Here is a 24612-nt window from a genome sequence, read left to right as displayed (position 1 = left end):
CACGTCGTTCCTAGGATTTTGATGCCGCCACTTCGACCGTCTGGCCGTCTTGCAAGCTGTGCTGGCCGGATACGACCAAGGTTTCTCCTACCTTTATCCCGCCGATCACTTCTTGATATGGGCCGTTAATGCGACCAAGCTCGACTTTGCGTTTCTCCGCCTTCGTTCCATTCAGCAGGAACACGAAGGTGTCACTTCCTTCCCGTACAATGCTCAACGATGGAACGGCGACTACGTTTTCTTCTTCGGGCGTCGTCAATTGTACTTGCACCCGGGAAGAAGGTTTGAGCGCAAGGTCCGTATTGTCGACTTCCAATTCCAGACCGTACAGCCTCGTATTGGAGTCCGGAAGCTCCGCCAGATAAACGACCTTCGCTTTTCTCGACGCACCTTGGCGATCGGACGTCAAGAAAACAAGCTCATCTTTGTTGCGCGCCAGCGAAGCGGCCGTTTCGGACAAGCTCGCCTTCAGCTTCACTTTGTCTGCGTTTTGAATGACCCCGATCACGCTGCCCGGCTGAACGCTCATCCCTTCAACCGCCTTGACGTCGGTCAGCACGCCGCTCGTCGATGCGATGATCGTTCCGTTGCTCCAGGCCATCTGGGCTTGCTTAAGCGAAATCTTGGACGATTCCAATTGTGCCTGCAGCGCCTCGATTGACTTGGTTTGGTTCAGCGCATCCAATTTCCCCCTTTCGGCTTTGAGGCTGCGCATCACTTCGTCTATTTCCTCTTGAGTTCCCGTTCTGGCCTGCTGTTTGAGCTGCGCCTCCAGCTTCACGACCACGTTCGTCGCCTGCAGGCGTTGAGCTTTCAATTCCGCCGAGGTGGACGCCAGTGATGCTTCCGCGTTTTTGACCGCGGCTTCCGCTCTTTCCTTCTCAATTTGCGCGTTGCGGCTGTCGAACTGCGCGATGACGTCTCCTTCCTTCACGCGCTCGCCGTTTTTCTTAAGCAAATGAAGAATCATTCCGCCCGCATCGGCCGTAATGTCCATACGCACATTCGCGCTGACTTCCGCAACCTGCTCGCGGGGATCTCCCATGCTCGCCTTCCCGACGGGCTCTACTTTAACTTGATTCGTTGCTGCAGCCGGCGATTCGGACGCCTGAGACCCGGACGTGTCCGCCGAGCATGCCGCAAGAGATGCCGCGAATACAAAAACTCCCACCATTAACGCTAATCTTCTGCCGGCTGCCGAGCCGTAACCTTTTGTCTTCATGTCCATTTGCTCTCCTCCATAAGTCATACATTTAACTCTTGCTTAGAAGCTTTCGATTTGCCCCGTTTGAACATCCGGCCTGCCCGGGCTTTGAATGACTCGATCAGCTCGTAAACGATCGGTACGACAACGAGCGTCAAGATCGTTGAAGTGACCAAGCCTCCGATAACAACGACCGCCAAACTCTTGGAAATCAAAGTACCATGCGACAATCCAAGCGCGAGAGGAATCATTGCCGCGATCGTCGCCCCAGCCGTCATGATGATCGGCCGCAAGCGCGCCTTCCCGGATTCGATCAAGGCATGCCGTACGAGATAGCCTTCCTTTCTAAGCTGCTGCGTCCGGTCGAGATACACGATCGCGTTCGTGACGACGATTCCGATCAGCATCATAAAACCGATGAGAGACGTAATATTGATCGACTCTCCCGTAACGAGCAGTCCGAGCAATCCCCCAATCACTGCAAGAGGAAGCGAGAACAATATGGCGAACGGCGTTCCCGCATTGCCGAAGCAAAGTACCATAATCAAGTAGACGATAGCAATGGCGGCTCCCATAGCGACGAACAGTTGGCCGAAGCCCTTCGCCATTTCGGCGCTCGCTCCCCGGGTCGTTGTCGACACGCCTTCGGGAAGCTCAAGCTTGGCGAGAGACTGGGAAATTTCATAGCTGACAAGGCTTTTATTGGCGGAGTTGATCTTTGCGGTCAATTCCACCATCAGCTTCTGGCCGTCCCGTTGGAGAGCGAGCGGAGAGTCCACTTCCTCCAGCTTGGCAACCTCGTTCAAATAAACCGTGCTTCCGTTTGCCGTAGGGAGCGGAATTTGTCCGATCTGCTGCAACGAGTTTTTGTCTTTGGCGGACAGCTCGATTGCCGTCCGGTACAAGGTGTTGTCCAGGCGGACATCTCCCAGATTGTATCTCGCGATCCAGGCTGCGGCCGTATCGCGCACTTGCGATACCTGAATTCCGAATTGACGCGCCTTGGAGGGGTTTACGGTAATCTGCACTTCTTTTTTCGCATCCCCCAAGCTATCCTTGATATCCTTCAAATCGGGATATTCTTTAAGCTTCTCTTTCACCACCGCCGCGGCCTGCGCCAGCGTCGGCTGATCCTCGCCGTACAGCACGTAGGAGAAATCGACGGAAGAATACCCGTCGCCTCCGGATAGACTTCCGGGAATAACCTCCGAGCCTGCCGGAAGCTGGGCGGCGATTAAGCTTTTGTACTGATCTCGCACAGCGTTCGGATCGACATCCTTGTTCACTTCGGTAATAATCTCTATCGCGTAAGGAACCCGGTCCTTGGAAAATCTGTAGCCTACAAGAGCCTCCACGAACTGGAACAGCGGCTGCCCATTCTCGTCTTTGGCCTCGCGTAAGTCCGCTTCAATATGCTTCGCCTGCAAATCCGTGCCGTCGAACGAAGTTTCGTAAGGCAGCTTAACCGAAAAATTCATCTGCCTGTCCGGCGGGCCTTCGGGAAGAAATTCTTTCGGCAAAATCGGAACGGTAACGACGACGGTCGCAATCAATAGCAAGCCCGAAAGCAGCAGCGTCTTCATGCGATGAGTCAAGCTCCAGGTCAAAATTCGACCGTACCATTGCGTCACCTTGCCTTCATGCTCTTCCGAATGCCCCTCGGTATGCTTGGACTCCCGCAAAACCAACAGCTTGGCAAGCATCGGAATTACGGTCAACGACACGAGCAAGGAAGCCAGCAGAGCGCATGCCACCGTGATGGCGAAGGGCCGGAAAAAGCCGCCGATAACGCCGGTAACAAAGGCGATCGGCAGGAACACGCCCGCAGTGACGAACGTCGAGGAGCTGATCGCCATCGCGACTTGCTTAACCGCCATAAGAATGACCGATTCGTTGCGCTTTTGTGCCTTCTGCAAATTGGCGTAAATGCTCTCGATTACGACGATGCTGTCGTCGACGACCCGGCCGACGGCGATGAATATCCCGCCGAGCGACATAATATTTAAGGTAAGGTTCATGTATTTCATCATGGCTAGCGTCATCAGGATAGAAAGCGGAATCGAGACGACGACGATAAGCGTCATTCTTACGTTGCGCAGGAACACCAGAATCATCAGGGAGGCAAGCACGATCCCCATCATGCCTTCCTTCAGCAAGCCGCTGATCGACTCCCGTACCTCGTCCGCGCTGTCGTACACTTTGTTAAACGTAATTCCCGGGTACTCCGCTTCCCATTTCTCCATGAGCTTTTTGGTTTCACCGGAGAAGGTAACTGCATTCGTGGAGCTCGACTTGTACAAGTGAATGCCGATTGCCGGTCTATCGTCCATTCGGGCGATAAAGTTGGATTCGTTCACCGCCGTAATCTCCGCAAAATCCTTTAACAGCAGCGTTTGTCCCGTAGGGGTGGAAACTTCCAAATTTTCAAGATCGTAAAGGCTGTTCAGTTCCCCTTTTACCCGGGCCATCTGCGTATTGCCGTTGAACTGGACGACGCCGATCGAATCGTTCGTCATCGCCGTCTGCATGAATCCCACGATCGATGCCGGCGTCAGTCCGTAAGCCGACAAGGCCCCCGCGTCCAACTGAATGTCTAGCGTGGTCTGACGCGCGCCGATGGAATCGATATGGTCGAGTCCTCCGATCGTTTCGAACCCCGGCTTAAGCTCCTTCTCGTACAGTGCGTCTAGCTCCGATTGACTCATCGAATCCTTGGCGTATACGGCCAAGTAGAAAACCGGAATGGACGCGAAGCCCACCGTTGATACTCGCGGCCTTTCCGCCGAAGCCGGCATCGGAACTTCTTGGACAAGGCTATCCAAATCCTGCTTTTTCTTCTGAATGTCGACATTTTCATTAAATTGAACAATGATGGTGGACATTCCCTCGCTCGACGTCGAAGTCAGTTTGTCGAGGCCGTCGACGGTCGCGATCCGATCTTCGATCGGCTTCGTTATTAGGCTCATCACATCCTGGGGAGAGGCTTGGTATGTAGTTGAAATCACGACGATCGGAAACGTCACGTCCGGCATGTTCTCTACCTTCAGCGTATTTCCCGCGAACGCTCCCCCGCCCAGAATAATCGCAATCATAATAAACATTGCGGCCACTTTGTTCATTGAAAAGTTTATTAATCCTTTCAACAGGTAACCCTCCCGTTACAGTCAAATTCGATAGTTCCCGCAATCGCTATGGGAAAGCTTTCCTGCGAGCTTAGTGCCAGCCTATCATGCGAATATGAATAAACTATGACGAGAAAGCCTTCTAGAGGCGCACAGCGGAGAAATCCAAGTACAATCCAAAGTGCGGCAAGGCACGAAGATCGAGATTCTGTTGCCCGTTGTCTATAAGAGCAATCAATAGGAGCGTGCCGCCGACAAATACTCGTCTATTTCGATCGGAATATAAGTTTTTCTTGACTACTGTACCGTCCGGACAGTATAGTAAAAACCGGAGGTGCACTATGAACCGGAATTCGAAACGCTCCGAGATTCTGAAAGTCGCTTGCCGACTGGTGAGACGGCACGGCGCCGCGCATCTTACCCTCGATGCGGTCGCCAAGGAAGCAGGGGTAAGCAAGGGCGGGCTGCTGTACCATTTTCCCACCAAGGAATCGTTGATCCAAGCGGCACTCGACGATTTTCTCGATCGCTTCGATTCCGATACGGACGCCGAAGCGACGCGAAATCAGACCCTCGATAACCGTTGGGCCCAAGCCTACCTGATCAAGACGTTCGAGATCGACAAGGAAGACCTTGAGATGAGCTTCGGCATTTTGGCTGCCGCATCGAATCAGCCGGCCATGCTGGATCCGATGCGCGAGCGTTACGTGCTCTGGCAGGGCCGTATGGCGGCGGAATGCAGGGACCCCGTCGAAGCGACGATTGCCCGACTGGCCGCGGACGGACTTTTTTACTGCGAATTGTTCGGGTTTGCCCCGCTTGATTCGCGCTTGCGATCCGACGTTCTGGCCTATTTGATGACGATGGTGAAAAGCCGCGATCAAAAAGGGATGTCGGACGGCGGGATTTAATTCCTTCGTGCACCGTCGACCTGACAACAGGAGAAACCGTTGATATGGACGAGTAGGTTTGGTGAGAAGCGGTGTTTGGGAAGCGGCGGAAAATGGGTCGGCATGACCCTGATCTCCGCCGGTGTAATCGGACTAAATGACGTTTCTTATTTTTTTGCAATTAAAACCAACTATATCAATGTGATTAATATTATTTAACAAAAGGGAGTGATCGTCTGGCCGCGCCTCAGTCTCGTGCCCTGAAAATCATCCGATCCAACGGCCTAGGAAATGTCCGGTATTTCGCCGTTTCCGGATGCACCGTCTTAACTATTTTCGCGATCTGGTGGATCGCCAGCCGGTACCGCTGGGTGAATCCTCTGTTCCTGCCTTCGCCCGCCGAAGTCTGGTCGGCGTTCGGGGATATCGCGCGCCAAGGCTACAAGGGCAGTACGTTGCCGGGACACATCGGAGCAAGCTTGCGACGCATCGCGATCGCCATGGCATTCGTGTTCGTCACCGCCGTTCCGCTGGGGATTGTGTGCGGCAGAAGCCGCTGGGTCCGAGCCGTCTTCGATCCGATTATCGAATTTTACCGGCCGCTACCTCCGCTGGCGTACTACTCGCTGCTCGTGCTCTGGTTCGGCATCGGAGATACGTCCAAGGTGGTTCTGCTATTCTTGAGCGGATTCGCGCCGATGTTCATCGCGGCCGTATACAGCGCAAGGCGCATTCCGGTCGACCGGATCAACGGCGCCAGAACACTCGGGGCGAACGGACTCAAGCTGTACGCATTCGTCGTTTTCCCTTCCTGTCTTCCCGATTTGCTAACCGGCCTAAGAACATCGGTCGGCGTCACTTACGCTACGCTGGTCGCGGCCGAGATGGTGGCGGCCATATCAGGAATCGGTTGGGTGGTGCTGGATGCGAGCAAGTATTTACGGATCGACATCATTTACGCCGTCATCATCATTATGGGCATTATCGCCATTCTCATCGATTCGGCCATCCGGCTGCTGATTCGCCGGGTATCGCCCTGGATTGAGCATTAACAAGACCTGCGATAAAGTCGCCGATCTTTAACCCATGTTTACGAGGAGAGGACCAATATGAACCGATTAAACCGCAAGCTTGCCCGTTTGTTCGCTTTTTCATTCATGACCGCGCTGCTGCTGGTCGCCGCGGCCTGTGGCTCCGCCAACGATGCCGGCGGTCGAAGCGATGCCTCCTCTAAGCCGCCATCTTCGTCGCAGACGGCAGCCGACCCGTTGCCGAAAGAAATTCGGATCGGCTACCAGGTATCCCCGAACGGCGAGTTGACGGCCAAGGCGCTCGGACTTGCCGAGAAAAAGTTCCCGAACGTTAAGATCTCCTGGTTGAAATTCGACTCCGGCCGCGACGTCAATACGGCGATCGCCAGCGGAAGCATCGACTTCGGCCTCGTCGGCACGCCGCCGGGGGCTTCCGGAATCGTCCAAGGTTTGCCCGATCAAATCTACTATATACACGACGTCATCGGGGAAAGCGAAGCGCTTGTCGTTCAGGGCAAGTCCGGGATCTCCAGCCTCGAAGACCTCAAGGGCAAAACGATCGCCACGACATTCAGCTCCACGTCCCACTTCAGTTTGATGTCGGCGTTGAAACAAGCGAACATCGATCCCGCGACGATCAAGATCATCGACATGCAGGCGCCGGATCTGGTGGCCGCTTGGCAGCGCGGGGACATCGACGGCGCTTACATCTGGCAGCCCGTCCAGTCTAAATTGCTCGCCGACGACGGCAAGATCATCATTACATCCAAGGAAGTGGCCGATAAGGGAGCGCTGACGGGCGAGTTTGGCGTAGTTCGCAACGATTTCCTCGCGAAATATCCGAATGTGGTTAAACAGTACATTGAGGTGCTCGACGAGGGAACTAAATTCTACCGCGACCATCCGCGGGAAGCTTCCGAGGCGCTTGCCCAGGAGCTGGGCCTTTCGCCGGAGGACACGCTTCAAGCGATGAACGAGATTACCGTGCTCGACGCGTCCCAGCAAACGGACGAGAAGTACATGGGAACGCCCGACAAGCCCGGCGAGTTCGGAGCCCTGCTGAAGGCTACGGCCGACTTCCTGGTCGAACAGCAATCGATCAAAAGCGCGCCGGACGTCTCCGTTTTCCAAAAAGCGATTCGAAACGATCTGTACTCGAAATAAAACGACGGGGAGGCTGCACAATCATGGGAATCGGCACAGGAACGGCCGCGGAGGCAGGTATTCGGCTGACGGAAATCTCGCTCGCTTACGGCGAGGGCCGCGAACGGCGGCAGGTGCTGCAAGGGATCAGCCTCGACTTGCCGCCGGACGATTTCGTCTGCGTATTGGGACCATCGGGCTGTGGCAAATCATCGCTGCTTCATATGATAGCGGGATATCTGCAACCGACGGAGGGCACGGTCTCCATCAATGGCGTCCCGCACCGAAAACCCGATCCGCAAGTCGGCGTCGTATTCCAGCACGATAACTTATTTCCTTGGCTCACAATATCGGGGAACGTCGCGTTCGGCTTGCGGATGGCGGGAATTCCGAAGAAGGAACGCAAGCGCCGGACCGCCGATTACCTCTCCCTGGTCGGGCTGGATGCGGCCGCGTCCCTCCTGCCGCATCAGCTCTCCGGGGGGATGAAGCAGCGAGCGGCGCTCGCGAGAACGTTGGCGGCGCAGCCGAGCATCGTGCTCATGGACGAACCTTTCAGCGCGCTGGATGCCCTGACTAGAGAGACGATGCAGCAGCATCTGATCGGCATCTGGCAGCGCACGCGAACCTGCATATTTTTCATTACGCACGATGTCGACGAAGCGCTGTTGCTGGGACGCCGAATTCTCGTGATGCAGGCCGGTTCCGGGCGCTTCGTCGAAGATTTCGCCAATCCGCTATGTCAGGCGGAGAGCGGCCTGCCCCTTCACGAACTGCGCGCCGCGAAAGATTACATCCCGCTGCGCCAGCGTCTGCTGCAGTCCATCGTCAGAGACAGAACAACAACTTGAGGAGGAAAGTACATGGAAATTTTTTGGTACTTGCCCACGATGGGCGACGGCCGTTACCTTGGCACGACAAAGAGCGCCAAAGTAACGGACCTGCATTATTTCCGCCAAGTCGCGCAAGCCGTGGACCGGCTTGGCTTCACTGGCATGCTCGTCCCGACCGGCCACGCCTGCGAAGACGGCTGGGTCGTCGCATCGGCATTGATTCAGGCGACAGAGACGCTTAAGTTTCTGGTGGCCGTACGACCAGGCGGCATCTCGGTCAGCATCGCCGCGCGGATGGCCGCCTCATTCGACCGGCTGTCTTCCGGCAGGCTGCTGATCAACGTCGTGGCCGGCGGCGACCCTTACGAGATGAAAGGAGACGGCATTTACCTCTCCCACGGCGAACGCTACGAAGCGACCGACGAGTTCCTTAATGTGTGGAAACGGCTGATGACGGGAGAGACCGTCACCTATAGCGGCAAGCACGTTCAAGTCGAGAATGCCCGTCTGCAGTACGTCCCGTTCGACCGGCAGTCTCCCCCGTTGTTCATCGGCGCATCCTCGGAAGCGGGCCATCAGGTCGCGGCCAAACATATCGATACGTATTTGACCTGGGCTGAGACGCCGGACATGGTCGCTGAGAAGATCGCCGATGTCAGAGCCCGCGCGCAAGCGTTGGGCCGGCAGATCAAAGTCGGTCTGCGGGTGCAGATCATCGTGCGCGAGACTTCCGAGGAAGCCTGGGAAGCGGCTAGGCAATTGGTGCAATTCGTATTCGAAGACGACATTCAGGAGGCCCAGTCGTTGTTCAACCGCTTCGACTCCGTCGGGCAGCGTCGCATGACGCAGTTGGTGCAGGACCACAGGGACAGCCTTGAGATCAGTCCCAACCTGTGGGCGGGCATCGGGCAGGTACGGGGCGGCGTAGGTACGGCTCTGGTAGGCAATCCAGACGAAGTCGCGGAGCGGCTGAAGGAATACGCGTCGTTAGGCGTCGATACGTTCATCCTGTCCGGCTACCCGCACCTGGAAGAAGCTTATCGGATTGCCGAGCTTCTGTTTCCGCGTCTCCCCGTCTCGTATCCGATACGGCGGGAAGCGCCGCCATGGGAGCCGATGGGCGAGTTGATCGCCGAGAACCGCAAGCCGAAAGAAGCGTAAGATTCGAAAAAAAGCTCCCCCCAAGGATTCGCCGATTGCTTTGGGGGGAGTTTCGATGAAGAACTAATATTTTTCCACCTTAAAACCGTCCTTCTTCAGTGTTATGGTCTTACCAAAGACTAACTCTGTTCTCTGGGGCAATGTACATCGCATCGCCTTCTTTGACATTAAATGTGGAGTAAAAATCATCGGTGTTAGCAACGCCTACATTTACCCTGACTTTATTTGGAGAATGAGCATCGATGGTTAGAAGTAATTGTTCAAATGCAGCACTCGCCTTCTGTCTCCAAATGGTTGCCCACGATTGATAGAACTCTTTCAGATTCGCATCCGGCAACTGCTTTGTCGCTTCAAGAGCTACCATCAGTCCGCCTATATCTGAAATATTTTCGGTTACGGTCTGTTTTCCATTGATTTTTTGGCCCAAATACTCCACTTTACTGTATTGGTCAATAAAAGCCTGTCCTTTTTCTTCATATTTCTTGTAGTCTTCTTCCGTCCACCAATTGACCAAATTGCCAACCTCATCGTATTTTGCTCCATTTGGATCAAAGCCATGAGAAATTTCGTGTGCAATAACAGCACCTATACCGCCATAATTTTCGCTTGCGCTTTGATTTTTATCATAGAACGGCGCTTGCAGAGATGCAGCAGGAAACGTAATGGTGTTTGTCAGCGGTTGATAAGTCATATTCGCCGTATTTGCCGACATTCTCCACTCATCTCGATCAACGGGTTGATCGAATTTTGCAAAGTCGTTTTTCGTTTTTATCGTTTGTAAGGAGCGATTGTTCTCCAATAACGACTTAGTTTCATCCACTTTTAACAAAGAATACATGTCTTCCAGCTTGTCCGGATAGCCCACGTGTATTTTCATGTTGTCCAGCTTTTTAATCGCTGCTTTCTTGGTTTCCTCGGACATCCAATCATTTTTAACCAACTTGTCTTTGTAAATGCCTATCATACTTTCAACCATGTTCGTAACATCTTTCTTTGCTTCTGCTCCGAAGTAGGTCTCAGCATAGTATTTTCCAACAACATCCTTGAATGCTGCATTTACGATTTTATAAACCGTGTCATCCGTTGCTTCCACTTTTTCTTGGCCGCCTAGTGCTCTACTCAATTGAGTGGATGTTTTTACAAAATCATCGGATAGCAATGGGGCAGATTTTAATACAAAGTTCGCGTACGTCCAACTTTTTATTTTTCCCCAATTTTCCTCGTTGATCATCTTATCCAAGTTTTCGAAATACTTAACCGAAATGACGGAAATTCGCTCAGGGACATTGCCAACAACATCAACCACAAATTTCTCCAGATCAATGTTTTTGCTGTATGCTTTTAACTCCTTAATGGTTTTGGGGTTATAGATCGATACGATATTGCTATATTCAGCTGGGCTTAATGTATTGAGTACGAACTCTTTTTCGAAATCAACAGCTTCACCGGCAATTCGATCTGCTTCTTGTTGAGTTTCCCCAACCATCACCAATAGATCAGACAGCATCTTCTTGTATAGCCCCAAGAATATTTCGCTTTGAGGATTCTCAGGTGCATAATAGCTCTTATCCGGCATTGTAGGAACAGGGGCCTCGAAGTATAGCGCATGTTTAGTTGCATCTTTCATATCGGACAGAAGAGTAAAACTAAATGGTAAACCAAGTCCTTTCAAATAAAGATCCTTTTGATTTTTTGCAAAATCCGCTAAGCTCTTTATCGACTTAATTTTTTCGATATCCGGCTTAATGACCTCGTATCCCTCTTTGTTCAGTTTTTCTCGATCAGCGGCAAGTTTATAAAATTTAACCATATTGCCGATCTCGTCATCGGTTTTGTCGCGTCCTTCAGCCGCCATTTTAACCCAATCCGCTGTCACCAGCTTTTTTACATTCGTATCAAGGTCAATTAAGCCGCCAATAACGACTTTATCCGCCGGCAATTCGGTGGATGCAAGCCATTTCTCATTTACAGCATCATAAAAGTCGTCTTGCAGTCTGATTGTTGAAGCTTCATTAGTCTCATTTGGTTTTTTTGTGACTTCTTCAGTTGCTTTAACCTCATTGTTAGAAGCGCTCGTACATGCTGATGCAGAAATCATAACAGCTGCACCCAATGTGATAAGACCTAGCTTTTTTATTTTTTTCATCATTAATTTAATTCCTCCTCGGTTTTTCGTGAAATGTTTAGATAATAACTGCCGTTCCGCTGACCGCGACCATCAGCATGCCTTGACGAACTACTTCGTAATTGACATCGACTCCGATAACGGCATTGGCTCCCATCTGCGAAGCTTGCTCCGACATTTCTTTAAAGGCGGCGTCTCTTGCTTCCCTTAGCTTCGTTTCATAGGCTTTCGAACGCCCGCCTACAAGATCTCTAAATGAAGCAAGAATGTCTCTCCCGACATTGGCAGCCATAATGACTTCGCCAGTAGCAACGCCGATATACTGCCTGACCGGAGAACCTTCAACGATTGCCGTTGTTGTAATAATCATGCGTTTTCCTCCTTGATAGATTTGTTGCCTGCTGAAAACATTAACGTAGGATCCTTATTTCCTACTCTACCAACGTCACTGAAACGGAGCCTAAACAAATCGATGAATAATAGCTTAATTTTGCTTCTGCCGTTTAGGTTCTGTTAAAGTGGGGATGCTTCACCCGTTTCATGCCGCAACTCCGCCTTCATCCTAATAAAAATAGGAGCAGCCGAGGGAGATCCCTCGCTGCTCCTAAAATCTTCGCAAACTTATTTGCTCTTGTTCATCTTCCGCTATTGTTTCCTAGTTATCGTGAACCAATTCACATTTATGCCACCTGACTTTGGAAAAGCTAAAGCAATTTGCTGTTCTGTAGATGAGAACACTACATCATGGGAGACCGTAATCCAATTTTGCCATCCGCCCGTTGCCGGAACTGAAATGGTACCGAATACTGCTCCTCCGCCAAACCGTTCAAATTGAATTTCACTGCCATTAGGGCTAGCTACTCTATAGCTGATTGTGTAAGTCCCCGGAGAAAGACTAGTTGGTGTTGAATAAGCCATCCAGTCACCTGGGTCGATCCATCCGACATTCAGCCCCCCACCCACATCTGTTGTGGCTTGCGTCTTAACGCCATAACTGTCGGTATAATTCTCTGCCTCAATTTTTATAGTAGGTGTAATGTTTTTCTGTTCGATTTTAATCCAGTTAACATTAAACCCTCCAGCGGGAAAGAATAATTTTAATTGCTGCTCTCCTGCAGAAAGATTAACATCATGGGAAATTGTGGTCCATTTCTGCCAACCGCCTGTAGAAGGAACTTCGATAGAGCCAAGGACCCGACCCGTATTGCCTTGCTCTGCTTGAATTCTTCCACCGCCAGTTGGACTTGCTACTCGATAACTTATCGTGTACGTATTGGATGAAGAGACTTTGATGGGATAATTCACCCAATCGCCCGCATCGATCCAGCCTACATTAAGACCTCCGCCTATATCGGAAGTACTCTCGGTCTGTATTCCCATCATGCTGGAATAGTTTTCAGCTTCTATTGTGCCAGGCACGCTATAGAAGGTGTTAGGCTGTGGCTGTTGACCGCCACCCATCCATAAAAGAGCGTTAATAATAAGTTTGTTCTGAGTCTCATCCGAAAAAGTAAAGGATTTCGTGGTGTTATTTGCATAGTTCATATCATTGTGGCCCATATTGGCGTACATCATTTTATAATCTTTATTGGACCAAACGATAGGGTAAAAACCGCTGTACCAAGATTGGTTGGGATCAGTTCCGAGAGGAAAACTTACAGGATCGACGGAATATAGGATATCTATGTTGGGTTTGTTACGTAAATCAACCGACCAGCTATACCATTCGCTTGCGGGTGTTTTGTATGTTGCTGGTAAATCACGGGTAATAGGATGAGTACTGTTTCCAACACGCAAAACAGCTGGCGTTGGGCCCCATGTGTTTGACCTAAAAGACCCCGACCCCAAAAATTCGTTATAGTACCAGTTCCATGATGACGGGTTTTGGGTAAAGGCACTCACATGAAATCCCAGCCATCCTCCGCCATTTTTCATATATTGCTCAAATGCAGGTCTTTGAGCGGCAGGGGGTACATCATCTAAAAAGATAACAACCTTATACTGGGAAAGATTAGAAGTATTTAATTTACTCCAATCGTTTGTCGCTTCATACGAAAAATTGTACTGTCTAGCAAACTCAGGAAATCTCTTGTTTGCTTCGTTTACAAAGCTAATGTGAGCCGCATCCCATGTTCCGTTGTAAAAAGCTATGACCTTAAATTGTGGACCGCTTTCAGCAGCCTTGATACCGGAAGCCAAAGAAGAACATAGGAATATAAAAGTTAAAAAGCTGGCTAAGATCCGGGCTACCTGTTTACTCTTTCCAGTTAATGTGTACATTTTTTTCCTCCGTTTCATTTTTTGAGATTCACTTTGAAGTTGTTACTTAAAGTGGTGTTACATGGAAATTGACTTGATCGCAAGCAATCCCTCCTTTCGATTATTTAATACAATTATAGCAATAAAATAACAAAAAATGATAATGATAAGAAAACTAGGAGCAACTAGGGAGGTCCCTCGCTGCTCCTATAAACCTTCGTAACCTTATTTTCTCTTGTTCTGATGTCCGTTACTCATTCAAATACGTTTTTACCCGGTTCTGGATAAGTTTGCTGACTTCTTCAGCGGATTTTTGCCCGCTCATAAAGCTATTGAACTCCTCCATGGCGATCATCAACACCTTCATATCGCTGGAGCTTCTAAATTTCGCTGCCGAGATCAGCTTTTCTACCTCGACAATCCGTTTTTTAACTGTTTCGCCATCCGGCAACAGCTCTTTCGGCATCATCGTTTCCAGCGTTCCATTCTCGATTTTTTGCTGGATATCATTAAATTTTTTATCGGCGATAGCTTTGTTGATCGGTACTCCAAAGAGATCCGGCAACTCTTGCATTTCATCGGAAAGCAAATACGCGATGAATGTCCATGCTTCCTGCTGAACTTTGGATTGGCTGTTGATCCCCAGACTGAACATGGATTTGAACGTTGTGCCATTCTTATTTCCGCTTGCGCTCGGTTTGTGGTAATAAGCCAGACTATTCGGCATTGTCAAGGCTTGCTCGGGGCTGTAAATATCCTTCATTTGAAAGGCCGCCTCGGCTCCGAAAGACATCTCTTCGTTGAGCAAGCCTTCGTCATACATCGACTTGATATCCTTAATCATATTGAGGAACAGATCCGAATCGAAGTTGGGTTGGCCTTGTCCGACGAGCTCGGCGTAATTGTCCTCGATCAAATCGAAGAGCAACGAGATGGGAGCCAGGTTAATCGATTTCTCGGATTCGCTATTTTGCTTAAACTTTTTGGCGACTTCTACAAATTGATTCCAGTCCCAAGATTCATTGGGGTCGACTGAAATATTCGCCTTCTTCAACAGCTCGGTATCTCCCTGAAATAGAGACAGGGCAAAGGAGAGCGGCATGGCATACAGGCCATCTCCGTCTTGGGATGCCTTCAGAATATTGGTGTACAATGCGTCCGGATCGATCGAGCTGTCTTTGGACAACAGATCGTTCAAATCGACCAGCAGTTTTTTGGCTACGAATTTATCCTGGGGCAATTCGCTCATGAGAATAAGATCGGGCCCTTTTCCGGAAATGACTTGCGTCGTCACCGATTGCACGTACTTCTCCACGTCCGCCGGCGAGATGGCCTGCAAGTTCATGCCGCCTCCTCCGGCGTCCTCCGATACCTTGAATTCCTTAATTTCGATATGAATGTTCGAATGCTTGTTCTCAAATTCCCGCACAGCGGTTTCCAAGAAACGATTCTTATTCATGACAGATAGGACGACGGTTTTTGTCCCGCCGTTTGCGGCGCCTTCGTTCGGTTTCGGCTGCCCCGAATCGATTGCGTTGCCGCCGTTCGTCGAATTGCCTCCACTGTTGCTCGAACAGGCAGATATTAGCAGTACGATAGACAACATCACGAACAACCCTATTTTTTTCACAAATATCATCCTCTCAATTTAATCGAACCCGATTGCCTTGCTGCAACGGTTCGCTTGACTCGGTCACAATATCTTCCTCCGGAAAAACGCCTCCGAGCACGACAATCTCCTCGTCGTTCCCCTTGCCAGTCACCACGTAAGCCTTCTGAACGGTGTAGGTGTTGCCTAGTGAGCTTCGCTTCTCGCGAACGATGAATACGTAACTGCCGTTTCCATCTTTTTTGAGCCATTTCTTTTGAATGACAAGCCCCTTCTCTTCGAACGGCTTCTCCCAGCTCACACTCGCGGACTCACCTCCTTGAAGACCGCCGGCCGATAGGAAGACGACAATCGATTTCTGAGTCTGGGCGCTTCCATCCGGTTCGCTTCCTTGGGAAGCGGACTTGATTTCGGCGACGGTTCCTTCCGCCTGCAGAGGCTTATCCCCTTCCACGTTCACAGTCACTTTCTCGCCCTTTCGGATCAAGGCGGCGGTATCTTGATTTACCGTGAAGTTGAATTGGAACCCCTCTCCGGTTTCCACCAGTATCAGCACCGGCTGCCCTTGGGGAACGCTCATGCTTTCCTCGGCTTGCAGATCCGTCACTTTGCCATCCACAGGCGCGGTCAACGTACGTTTTCGTGCCAAATCTTTGCGCAGGTTTTCAATTCTTCGCATCGCGATGTCCCGATCCAGCTGCTCCAGTTCCAGGTCGCGTATCGCCTTGCGAATGGCGACCTCATCCCCTGATCGTTGGGCGTCCACGAACTGTTCTTGCAGCACCTCCCGATTCAAATTCCTTTTCTTCAGGTCATCTTCCGCGTCGAGAAGCTGCTGCTGCGCCTCCGTTCCATCGAATGTAACAAGAACCTGATCTTTCTTTACTTGCTCCTCATTACGGACATGTACCTTCGCCACCTTCCAGCCATTATCGCTTTTCACCTCGGTCTGCCGCCGCGGCGTGATGGACCCGCTGCCTTCGATTCGATGTGCCAACGTTTTTTTCGCGGGTTTCTCCGTCGTCACTTTGGGCAGCAAGGCGGTTTGAATCGTTTGGCTGAACAACGTCAACCCCGCCAATAGGAGGAGGAACACAGCCAATGCAATGCCGGAAATCCGTTGTTTTCGAGATACCATGTTGCCCATCTCCTTTCGCTCAGCCTTTCACGCCGGAAAGCTGGATTCCTTCGATAAAATACCGTTCGGCACTTAAGAACAGAAGCACCATGGGCGTCATATACACAACCGAGACGGCAAACGAGACGCCAAGCGTTTCTTCCTGGATACGGGAGAGGAAGACCGAGAGCGGCTGCATCGCGGCATCCTGCAGAAAAATAAGCGGCTGCTCAACCATGTTCCAGTAGTCGACGAACAAAAGCACGATGAGCGCGGCGATACCGGGCTTCACCATCGGCAGCGCAACCGATACGAATATGCGTAAATATCCCGCCCCGTCCATTTTGGCCGCTTCGATATAAGCCGAATGGATGTGGAGCATAAATTGCCGAAGCAGAAACACGCCGAAGGCGGCGAACACGCCGGGTAGTATGATAGAACCGGAATGATTCAGGAGGCCCAGCCGATCGACCATCAAGTAGTTAGGCACGAGCGTTACTTGGAACGGCATCAGCATCGTCATCAAGTAGAGGAAGAACAATCCATTCCTGCCGGGGAAACGCAGCTTCCCGAACGCGAACGCGGCGAGCGTTGCCACCACCGCTTGTCCAATGATAATGGGAGCGACCAACCATACGGAATTCCAGAATAGGTATAGAAATTTCGGCGTCGCGATCAATACTTTGTCATACTGTTGGAACGACACCCAGTCGGGAATCCATTTGAGATTGACGAATACGCTCGTGTCGGTTTTGCCTAGCATGCCGTAATTCGCCAGAATTTCCCGTTCCGTCATGAAGGAGCTGACGACGTTCAAGACGACGGGCATCAGCAGTAGGACGGCGATGGCGATCAGCAACAACGAGCGCAACAGCGGCGTGACCCATTGCTTCATCACGTCATTCACCTCTTTCAACTCTTTCTTGCTCTTACTCCATATAAGAGCGGAAAATCCGCTCCGTGCGGAACAGGACGAATACGAGCGCCATAATACAAAGCGCCATCAACACCGCCGCGGACGAAACCTTCTGGATATCGAGGGACAGGAACATATTGTTCATGTAATGCTGCATCATGTAGATGCGGTCATACGGGTAAGCACCGGCGACGAGATACGTCTCGCGGAACACCTTGAACGAATTCAGCACGGACATGAGCACGACCAGAAACGTCGTCGGCGTCAAATACGTGAGCGTAATTCCGAACAGCTTGCGAACGGGACCTGCCCCTTCCAGATCGGCGATCTCATAATATTGATCCGGAATGTTCTGCAAACCGGCCAGGAATAAGATGACATTGTATCCGATGTTCTTCCATACATAGACAAGCACGATCACAAAGCCGGCCCATTCGGATTTCATCCAGTCTTGGCGGTCAAAGCCAAAATGCTGCAAAACGGCGTTTAATGCGCCATTCCAATCGAACAAGATTTGCCACACAAGCACGATCGAAGCGACCGGCACAACAAGCGGCAGTACATAAGCGGTCCGAAGCCAGTTCCGAATGAACACCCGTTGATTCAAAAGCAATGCCAATAAGAGCGATACGGCGACGAGAATCGGCACGCTGATCGCGGTGAACCAGAACGTGTTGGATGCCGCTTTCTGAAATGAGGAACTGAGGAGCAGTTCTTCGTAGTTGACCAACGTGAAACTTCCTCCTATTCGATCCTGGAACGAGGTGAGGACGCTCTGACCGAACGGGATAAGATAAAAAACGGAAAATCCGAACAGACTCGGAGCTAGAAAACAGAGTGCTGCCAGAAGCTCCCTGCGAGCAAGACGACGCAATTTCATGATGAACCCTCCTATCAGGAGCCGGTAAACGAACTGCGGGAATCGGGTTTACGAGGATTAGTGTACATGCAAATCCGGGGAGTAAATATGAGAGCAATGTGGAAAAAGTGTGGAATCGGGTCTTGGCCGATTTTTGTATGGTAAAATGTTTTTCGATAAACGTTAGGAGGTTGCCGCATGAAGTCCTATCAAATCGCCGTAGTCGACGATGATGCCCAGATCCGGGAAATCGTAGAGGCTTATTTGCTTAAAGAAGGATACCATACGATTACATTATCGACGGCGGAAGACGCATTGGAGCTATGGAAGAACGATCCGCCCGATATGTGGATTCTGGATATCATGCTTCCGGGGATGAATGGCTTCGATCTATGCCGGCAAATCCGCAAAGAAGCGGAAGTTCCGATTATCTTGATCTCGGCGCGCGATGAAGAAGTCGATCGCATCCTCGGCATCGAACTCGGAGGCGACGATTACTTGACGAAGCCGTTCAGCCCGAGAGAGTTGGTCGCGCGCGTGAATCGCTTGTTCCACCGGGTCAGCTCGATTCTCCAAGCGATGGATAATCCCGTTGCTCTGCGGCCGGGACATGCGACTTTCGAAGTTGGCGAACTGCGGCTCGTTCTGGAAGAACGGCGCGTTTTCTGGCGTGAGGAAGAAGTGGAAATTACGCTGAAGGAATTTAATCTGTTGCAGACGTTAACCGAGCAGCCGAATCGGGCGTTTACCCGGGATGAGCTGCTTACGTTGATTTGGGGAGACAATTATTACGGGAGCGACCGGGCTATCGACGATTTGGTGAAACGGCTGCGCAGAAAAATAAAAGAGCTTCCGGTCGATACGGTATGGGGACACGGCTACCGGCTGCGCATGGAAAGGACGGGGCAATAAGATGAAAATGATCTATCGGCTTAATTTTTCATTTGCGCTACTGCTGCTATGTATTCTGGCGATTACCGCTGTTCTGATCTATCCGCTGCTGCTTGATAATTTGGTGGAAAACCAGCGGAAAGAACTGCGAGACCAAGCCAATCTGCTGATGAATTTATCTCCGGTTGCGCCGCTCATATCGACGCTAGAACCTGAGGGACAGGTACAGGGAAAATCTTCAGGCGTGCAGGTACCGGGACAAAAGACAGATGTGCCGAAAAGCGTTAATACGGCGCCTTCGGTCGGAATCACGAACGCGCTACTGATCGCGCCCGGTGAGAAAGTTGTCTACACGAATCTGTCCAGCGAAGCAACGGCAGAATTGATGGAATTATCGAAGAAGCTGGACATTCCCAGCGCCGGAGGATTATCGCAAGGAAAAGAAGACAAATATATCATCGAAACGTTAACGAACAAACAGGGCGTCGATCCTGACGGGCAAGATGTCACGGCAGTGGTGGCAACCCCGCTAAGTAAAATTAAGGCGATGCAGCTCGCCTTATTTAAACGGTTGATGATCATCCTGTCCATCGGCGGGATTGTCGCTTTCCTGCTGAGCATTCTCATCACGAGAAGACTCGTCAAACCGCTAGGGAATCTGAGGAAGGAATTGAACAAAGTGGAGAAACGCCGTTTCTCCGAAGTTCAGCTTGTTGAAACGGGAGGCGAGGTCGGTGAAGTGGCGAAGGCTGTTTACGATCTCGCCGGCGAATTGGAGAAATATCAGCACACGCAAAAGCAGTTTTTCCAGAACGCCTCGCACGAATTGAAGACTCCGCTTATGTCCATCCAGGGGTACGCAGAGGGCATCAAGGATGGCATTTTTACAGGGGAGCAGGCCAGTAAAGGTCTAAATGTCATCGTTAAGGAATGCGAACGGTTGAAAAAAATCGTGACGGAGATGATTCTTCTCGCCAAGCTAGAAAGCGAAGAAGGCATATTCCATATGGATCGCGTCCCGGTACGGGAGTTGATCGCGGAGACGTTGGAGCGCATCAATCCGCTGCTCGTCAAGAGCGGCTTGCACATTGAAATACACGGACTCGACAACGACCAAGATCCGTTGATCTATGCGGATCGCGAGAAACTGCTGCAAGCGCTCATTAACATCCTGGGCAACGCGACTCGGTATGCCAAGGCAACGATTCGTATCCAAGCTTCAGCCGACGCTGAAGGAGTCGACATCGGTATCTCGGACGACGGCGAAGGGATTCCCGAACCGTTATTATCCCAGCTCTTCCAACGGTTTGCGAAAGGTAAGAATGGCGAGACCGGGCTCGGCCTGGCGATTTCCCGGGCCATCGTCGAGCGGTGCCGCGGCCGCATCTCGGCCCATAACGAGCCGGGCGGCGGCGCGGCGTTTGTTATGCGATTCCCAACCCTTATCTAGCATTTTCCGTGACGACGGCGGAGGTGTTTGCCGCTAAGTCAGCGCCTGACGACGTCAAGCCCGCGGCGTCTTCGCCAGCGAGACGACAAACGTCGTCGTCACGCCGATCTCACGTCCCTCCCCTTCCGGAAGCAGCTTGATCGATCCCCCCATTTTCTGCAACAACCGTTCAGCGATGGAAAGTCCGAGCCCTGTCCCTCCCTCGCCTCCCCGAGATTCATCTCCGCGTACGAACGGATCAAAGATCCGATTCCGCAGATCCGGCGCGATTCCGACACCTGTGTCGGCGATCTCGATCCGAACGACGTCCGCCTCTTCCCGCAGCTCGATTCGCAGCTCCGTACCCGGGGGGTTATACTTCAGTGCGTTGCCGATTAAGTTGGCGAGTACGCGGTGCAGTGCTTCCCGCTCAATCACGGCATACACCGCACGATCGGGAATTTCCGTTCGCAACCCGAAGCCGTTACGCTCCACATCTTCATACATGTCGGCTACAGTCTCCCTCAGGACATCCGCAACATCTTCACGCACCAGCTTAAGTCGATAATCCGGTGAATCCAGCTTGAACAGTTCCAGCATGCTTCGGACAAGCACGGTCAACTGACCGGACTTCCGGTAGATGTATTCCACATATCGCCGACCTGTTTCCTTGTCGCTTATCCGCCCCTCAAGAAGCGCTTGCGAATATCCGCGAATGCTCGTGATCGGCGTTTGCAGGTCATGCGACAGATCAACGATAAGCCGTTGCCGGCTTTCCTCCAACTGCTTCTTCTCCCGCGTCGTTCGCTCCAACTCGCTCGCCATGTAGTTGAACGCATCTCCGATCTGCCGGAACTCTCTCTCCGCTCGGATTTCCAGGCGTGCTCCGAGGTCTCCTGCCGTCATACGTCCGAGTCCCCGGGCGATCGCATTCAAAGGCTTGCGGATTCGGCGCGCGACCCAGTAGCTGTAAAGCACAATAACAAGCAGAATGAGCCCGACCGCTCCATAGAAGTAAATTTGCGACCGCGGGGAAGTGTCGGCCTCCCCGTTCTGCGCGAAAGGCTCGGTCTGCAAATAGGCGTCCGCCGACACGCGCTCCATCGGCGCCTTAAACAACAAATAACGAGCCGAATCCTTCACATCGTTGCCGGAAACCGGCGCAATGGCGTAGTAGTAGCGCTGTCCTTCCGCATTCGATAGCGCGCGCAGCAGTTCAGTCGCCGTGTAGCCTTGGCGTACCTCGCCCGGTTGTCCCACAATCCGAACGATCCGCCGGTCCTCGCTTAGCAGTTCAAGCCAGCCGCCGCTTTTTTCTAACCTCTGCAGATCCTTCCCGCTTTTCGCTGCATTCTCGTAAAAGGCTGTGTCCAGTCTTACTGACTCGCTGCTAAAGGTCGAATGCGAGAAAGCATCCACGATGGCTAACACCAGATAAGTGATTAGAATGAAGAAGAGCGCGATATTGACAGCGATGAAATCGAATACGAGCGACGTTTGCAGCCTCCGCTTTCTTTTAATCCATCTCAGGCGCTTCAAATTTGTACCCCAGCCCTCTGATTGTTCGAATGTATGCCGGCGTCTTCGGGTCGCGCTCGATCTTCTCCCGAAGATTGCTAATATGCACCATAATCGTGTTGTCGTCGTAAGCGAACGCGTCGTCCCACACCGACTCGTAAATGCGCTTGCGCGTCAAGACTCGGTTCGGGTACCGCATCAGAAAAGCGATAATCTTATATTCGGTCGAAGTGAGCGTAACCGCCTCTCCGTCTCGATACAGCGTGCAACTCTTGGGGTCCAGCGTCAACTCTCCCGCTTGGATCGGCTCTTCCTCCATATCCGTTCGATCGTCCGGCGATCCAAACCGGTACGCCCGGCGCAGCATAGCCTGCACGCGGGCCGTCACCTCGAGCGGATTAAAAGGCTTCGTCAGGTAGTCGTCGGCGCCGAGACCGAGACCGAGAATTTTGTCGTGGTCCTGATCGCGGGCAGACAGGATCAGTATGGGGAAACGATGCCGTTCCCGCACGGTTCTGACCCATTGAAGCCCGTCCATGCCGGGCATCATGATATCTGCGATGGCCAGATCAACGTGCTGCCGCGCCACTACCTCCATCGCCTCATGGCCATTGCCTGTCGATAGGACGGTGAATTCTGTCTCCAGATAAAGCCGAAGCAGTTCAATTAACGCCGGGTCGTCCTCGACGATAAGAATCGTATACTTCATATCTATTTCGCTCCCTTCGGCGGGTTAGACAGTTGGACCGAAAGTTCAAGTCGTTCTCATTTTACCTCTTTGCGTCCGAAAACATAAGCCGTAACCGCCAAGCAGACGATTAGGTAAACGACCACGATAGCCGCGGATTCCGTTAGCGGTAACCAGCCGACCGTCGCGTCGTCGACGGTGCCGCGGACAAGCAAAGAAGGATCGTGCCCGCGAAGATCCAGATGGCGGAATACAAGCCATTGAGACCAGGGGTAACCGGAGGCGAGCCTCGTGAAGGTGGATCCCATGAAGTTCAATATGACCACAAGCGTAATGGAGAGCGGCACACTGGCCGTCAGAACGCCGACCAACAATGATAAGCCCACGTAGAACAGCAGGTTCGGCAACGTGTACAGATACACTCGAATGACCACCCATAGCGTGTATCCGTCCGTCCCTCGAGGCAGAAGCAGCACGCCGACGGCTAGGCTCGCGAGCAGCAGGAGCAGCAACGACATACAGAGCAGCGTAACGACGGCTCCCCACTTCGAGAGCATAATAGCGCCTCGGCTGCGCGGACGAATCAGAAGCAGCTTAATCGTTCCGTCCCGGAACTCGTCCGCGATCGTCTGTGCGGCGAGCACGACTGTAAAAGCAAGCACGAAGTAACGCCCGATGTCCAAGGTACGGATAGCCAAGCCGTACGCCCCCATCACGCTTGTCGTCTTCTCGGCGATGATGCCGGATATGACGGCAAACGCTGCGAGAAACACCAAGAACATCACGCTCCTTGGCCTCGCGAACAATTTCGTCAATTCGTTGCGCAGCAGCGGAAACAGTATTCTCCTCATCGGATTCCCTCCTCGGTCAGCCGGAGGAACAGATCCTCCAGCGCAGTCGTTCGGATGCGTGCTTGCATGAGCGGCACGCGATCTTGAACGAGCGACTCGATAAGCGCAGGCACGTGTTCTTTGCGAATCGGGATCGTCCAGCGTCCGGAATCGTCAACCTTCTCGAAGCCACGCGATTCGAGGTGCTGCGCCATCCGATCCTTGTTTTCGTCCGACTCCGCAAGTTCGATCTCGAACGACAGCACGTCCGTCGTGGCCTCCTCTTTTAAGGTCCGCTCCGCTACGAATCGGCCTTTCTGTATGATGATGACCCGATCGCACAGCAACTCGATTTCGGACAACAGATGGCTGGAGACGACAATCGCCATATTCTCCTCCCGGGCGAGCTGCCGGAGATAATCCCGAAGCTCGCGGATGCCCGCGGGATCGAGCCCATTCGTAGGCTCGTCGAGCAGCAGCAAGGATGGGCGGTGCAGAATCGCCTGTGCGATTCCTAGCCGTTGCCGCATGCCGAGTGAATATGTCCGCACCTTCCGATCGATGGCGTCCTCAAGCCGAACGAGCCGGATGACTTCATCGATCCGCTGCCGGTCAATTGGGCGTTCGCACAGGTTTGCATATTGCTGTAGATTTTGCCGACCAGTCAAATATCGGTACAGCTCCGGGTTCTCGACGATCGCGCCGACTTCCGCCAGCGCTCTCTTCCGATCCGTTCGGATGCTGTGTCCCTGTATGCGGATATCCCCCTCATTCATTCGGATCAGGCCGACCATCATCCTAATCGTCGTCGTTTTCCCTGCTCCATTCGGGCCGAGGAAACCGTAGATCTCTCCTCGCTCTACGGAAAAGGAAAGCCGGTCGATAATCTTCCTGCCATTAAGCACCTTTGTCGCGCCGATGACTTCGATCGCAGGCTTATCCGCGCGAACGGCGGTTTCGCGATTTGCCATCTTGCTCGCGCCACTC

At 52.1% G+C, this 24612-nt stretch carries 20 protein-coding genes; 7 read left to right on the top strand and 13 right to left on the bottom strand.

What is annotated here, in order from left to right:
* Nucleotides 1–10: 10 nt before the first annotated feature.
* The gene (locus FPZ45_RS01570; protein WP_186438182.1) at nt 11–1228 is read right to left on the bottom strand and encodes an efflux RND transporter periplasmic adaptor subunit; all 1218 of its coding nucleotides are present in this window, start codon (nt 1226–1228) and stop codon (nt 11–13) included.
* A 17-nt stretch (nt 1229–1245) separates the two neighbouring features.
* Nucleotides 1246–4347 (bottom strand): efflux RND transporter permease subunit, encoded by a 3102-nt coding sequence (locus tag FPZ45_RS01565; RefSeq protein ID WP_144697698.1) that lies wholly within the window; start codon nt 4345–4347, stop codon nt 1246–1248.
* Between the two features lie 320 nt (nt 4348–4667).
* On the opposite strand from FPZ45_RS01565, the gene FPZ45_RS01560 reads away from it, so the two are divergent.
* The 5 genes from FPZ45_RS01560 to ssuD all read left to right on the top strand — a co-directional run bounded on the left by FPZ45_RS01560 (nt 4668) and on the right by ssuD (nt 9384).
* Nucleotides 4668–5237: a TetR/AcrR family transcriptional regulator gene (locus FPZ45_RS01560; protein ID WP_144697696.1), complete on the top strand. Its 570-nt coding sequence runs from the start codon at nt 4668–4670 to the stop codon at nt 5235–5237.
* A gap of 350 nt (nt 5238–5587) precedes the next feature.
* Entirely contained in the window at nt 5588–6268 is a 681-nt protein-coding gene (locus FPZ45_RS01555) for an ABC transporter permease subunit (RefSeq protein ID WP_342780015.1), read from the top strand.
* A 57-nt stretch (nt 6269–6325) separates the two neighbouring features.
* Nucleotides 6326–7411: a taurine ABC transporter substrate-binding protein gene (locus tag FPZ45_RS01550; protein ID WP_144697692.1), complete on the top strand. Its 1086-nt coding sequence runs from the start codon at nt 6326–6328 to the stop codon at nt 7409–7411.
* Nucleotides 7412–7434: 23 nt separating this feature from the next.
* Nucleotides 7435–8241 carry an ABC transporter ATP-binding protein gene (locus FPZ45_RS01545; protein ID WP_144697690.1) on the top strand — a complete coding sequence of 269 codons (807 nt, stop codon included), beginning with the start codon at nt 7435–7437 and terminating at the stop codon, nt 8239–8241.
* A 12-nt stretch (nt 8242–8253) separates the two neighbouring features.
* Nucleotides 8254–9384, top strand: coding sequence for an FMNH2-dependent alkanesulfonate monooxygenase (ssuD, locus tag FPZ45_RS01540; protein WP_144697688.1), 1131 nt, complete (start codon nt 8254–8256; stop codon nt 9382–9384).
* 109 nt (nt 9385–9493) lie between these two features.
* Here the strand turns inward: ssuD and FPZ45_RS01535 are convergent, their stop codons facing one another.
* The 7 genes from FPZ45_RS01535 to FPZ45_RS01505 all read right to left on the bottom strand — a co-directional run bounded on the left by FPZ45_RS01535 (nt 9494) and on the right by FPZ45_RS01505 (nt 18290).
* Entirely contained in the window at nt 9494–11533 is a 2040-nt protein-coding gene (locus FPZ45_RS01535; RefSeq protein WP_144697686.1) for a M13 family metallopeptidase, read from the bottom strand.
* A gap of 34 nt (nt 11534–11567) precedes the next feature.
* On the bottom strand, nt 11568–11879 hold the full coding sequence (locus FPZ45_RS01530; protein ID WP_144697684.1) for a YbjQ family protein: 312 nt from the start codon (nt 11877–11879) through the stop codon (nt 11568–11570).
* Nucleotides 11880–12154: 275 nt separating this feature from the next.
* Entirely contained in the window at nt 12155–13789 is a 1635-nt protein-coding gene (locus FPZ45_RS01525) for a carbohydrate-binding protein (RefSeq protein WP_144697682.1), read from the bottom strand.
* A 229-nt stretch (nt 13790–14018) separates the two neighbouring features.
* Entirely contained in the window at nt 14019–15398 is a 1380-nt protein-coding gene (locus FPZ45_RS01520) for an ABC transporter substrate-binding protein (RefSeq protein WP_186438181.1), read from the bottom strand.
* Nucleotides 15399–15411: 13 nt separating this feature from the next.
* Nucleotides 15412–16515, bottom strand: coding sequence for an efflux RND transporter periplasmic adaptor subunit (locus FPZ45_RS01515; protein ID WP_186438180.1), 1104 nt, complete (start codon nt 16513–16515; stop codon nt 15412–15414).
* Nucleotides 16516–16534: 19 nt separating this feature from the next.
* Nucleotides 16535–17389 (bottom strand): carbohydrate ABC transporter permease, encoded by an 855-nt coding sequence (locus FPZ45_RS01510; RefSeq protein ID WP_144698337.1) that lies wholly within the window; start codon nt 17387–17389, stop codon nt 16535–16537.
* 34 nt (nt 17390–17423) lie between these two features.
* Nucleotides 17424–18290, bottom strand: coding sequence for a carbohydrate ABC transporter permease (locus FPZ45_RS01505; protein WP_144697676.1), 867 nt, complete (start codon nt 18288–18290; stop codon nt 17424–17426).
* Nucleotides 18291–18467: 177 nt separating this feature from the next.
* Here FPZ45_RS01505 and FPZ45_RS01500 point away from each other — a divergent pair, with 177 nt between their 5' ends.
* Together FPZ45_RS01500 and FPZ45_RS01495 are read left to right on the top strand one after the other, a co-directional pair.
* Nucleotides 18468–19181: a response regulator transcription factor gene (locus FPZ45_RS01500; protein WP_144697674.1), complete on the top strand. Its 714-nt coding sequence runs from the start codon at nt 18468–18470 to the stop codon at nt 19179–19181.
* Nucleotide 19182: 1 nt separating this feature from the next.
* The gene (locus FPZ45_RS01495) at nt 19183–20610 is read left to right on the top strand and encodes a sensor histidine kinase (RefSeq protein WP_144697672.1); all 1428 of its coding nucleotides are present in this window, start codon (nt 19183–19185) and stop codon (nt 20608–20610) included.
* 54 nt (nt 20611–20664) lie between these two features.
* Here the strand turns inward: FPZ45_RS01495 and FPZ45_RS01490 are convergent, their stop codons facing one another.
* Genes FPZ45_RS01490 through FPZ45_RS01475 form a run of 4 tightly spaced genes read right to left on the bottom strand, consistent with a single transcriptional unit; the run spans nt 20665 to nt 24596 of the window.
* Entirely contained in the window at nt 20665–22128 is a 1464-nt protein-coding gene (locus tag FPZ45_RS01490; RefSeq protein ID WP_144697669.1) for a sensor histidine kinase, read from the bottom strand.
* Entirely contained in the window at nt 22106–22816 is a 711-nt protein-coding gene (locus FPZ45_RS01485) for a response regulator transcription factor (RefSeq protein WP_144697667.1), read from the bottom strand. Before FPZ45_RS01485 ends, FPZ45_RS01490 begins: the two co-directional genes overlap by 23 nt.
* A gap of 56 nt (nt 22817–22872) precedes the next feature.
* Nucleotides 22873–23646, bottom strand: a complete 774-nt coding sequence (locus tag FPZ45_RS01480) for an ABC transporter permease (protein WP_144697665.1) — start codon at nt 23644–23646, stop codon at nt 22873–22875.
* Complete coding sequence (locus FPZ45_RS01475; RefSeq protein ID WP_144697663.1) at nt 23643–24596, bottom strand: ABC transporter ATP-binding protein; 954 nt, start codon at nt 24594–24596, stop codon at nt 23643–23645. The genes FPZ45_RS01480 and FPZ45_RS01475 overlap by 4 nt, the downstream gene beginning before the upstream one ends.
* Between the last annotated feature and the right edge of the window lie 16 nt (nt 24597–24612).

It is taken from the genome of Cohnella terricola (assembly GCF_007786475.1).
Lineage (GTDB): Bacteria > Bacillota > Bacilli > Paenibacillales > Paenibacillaceae > Cohnella > Cohnella terricola.
The sequence above is the reverse complement of the archived record's forward strand: the minus strand, read 5'-3'. Positions and strand labels throughout refer to the sequence as shown.

Excerpts from the sequence above, each read along its gene's own strand:
- FPZ45_RS01570 (WP_186438182.1), bottom strand. The coding sequence starts at position 1,228 with ATGGACATGAAGACAAAAGGTTACGGCTCGGCAGCCGGCAGAAGATTA.
- FPZ45_RS01560 (WP_144697696.1), top strand. The coding sequence starts at position 4,668 with ATGAACCGGAATTCGAAACGCTCCGAGATTCTGAAAGTCGCTTGCCGA.
- FPZ45_RS01550 (WP_144697692.1), top strand. The coding sequence starts at position 6,326 with ATGAACCGATTAAACCGCAAGCTTGCCCGTTTGTTCGCTTTTTCATTC.
- FPZ45_RS01545 (WP_144697690.1), top strand. The coding sequence starts at position 7,435 with ATGGGAATCGGCACAGGAACGGCCGCGGAGGCAGGTATTCGGCTGACG.
- ssuD (WP_144697688.1), top strand. The coding sequence starts at position 8,254 with ATGGAAATTTTTTGGTACTTGCCCACGATGGGCGACGGCCGTTACCTT.
- FPZ45_RS01535 (WP_144697686.1), bottom strand. The coding sequence starts at position 11,533 with ATGATGAAAAAAATAAAAAAGCTAGGTCTTATCACATTGGGTGCAGCT.
- FPZ45_RS01530 (WP_144697684.1), bottom strand. The coding sequence starts at position 11,879 with ATGATTATTACAACAACGGCAATCGTTGAAGGTTCTCCGGTCAGGCAG.
- FPZ45_RS01525 (WP_144697682.1), bottom strand. The coding sequence starts at position 13,789 with ATGTACACATTAACTGGAAAGAGTAAACAGGTAGCCCGGATCTTAGCC.
- FPZ45_RS01515 (WP_186438180.1), bottom strand. The coding sequence starts at position 16,515 with ATGGTATCTCGAAAACAACGGATTTCCGGCATTGCATTGGCTGTGTTC.
- FPZ45_RS01510 (WP_144698337.1), bottom strand. The coding sequence starts at position 17,389 with ATGAAGCAATGGGTCACGCCGCTGTTGCGCTCGTTGTTGCTGATCGCC.
- FPZ45_RS01505 (WP_144697676.1), bottom strand. The coding sequence starts at position 18,290 with ATGAAATTGCGTCGTCTTGCTCGCAGGGAGCTTCTGGCAGCACTCTGT.
- FPZ45_RS01500 (WP_144697674.1), top strand. The coding sequence starts at position 18,468 with ATGAAGTCCTATCAAATCGCCGTAGTCGACGATGATGCCCAGATCCGG.
- FPZ45_RS01495 (WP_144697672.1), top strand. The coding sequence starts at position 19,183 with ATGAAAATGATCTATCGGCTTAATTTTTCATTTGCGCTACTGCTGCTA.
- FPZ45_RS01485 (WP_144697667.1), bottom strand. The coding sequence starts at position 22,816 with ATGAAGTATACGATTCTTATCGTCGAGGACGACCCGGCGTTAATTGAA.
- FPZ45_RS01480 (WP_144697665.1), bottom strand. The coding sequence starts at position 23,646 with ATGAGGAGAATACTGTTTCCGCTGCTGCGCAACGAATTGACGAAATTG.
- FPZ45_RS01475 (WP_144697663.1), bottom strand. The coding sequence starts at position 24,596 with ATGGCAAATCGCGAAACCGCCGTTCGCGCGGATAAGCCTGCGATCGAA.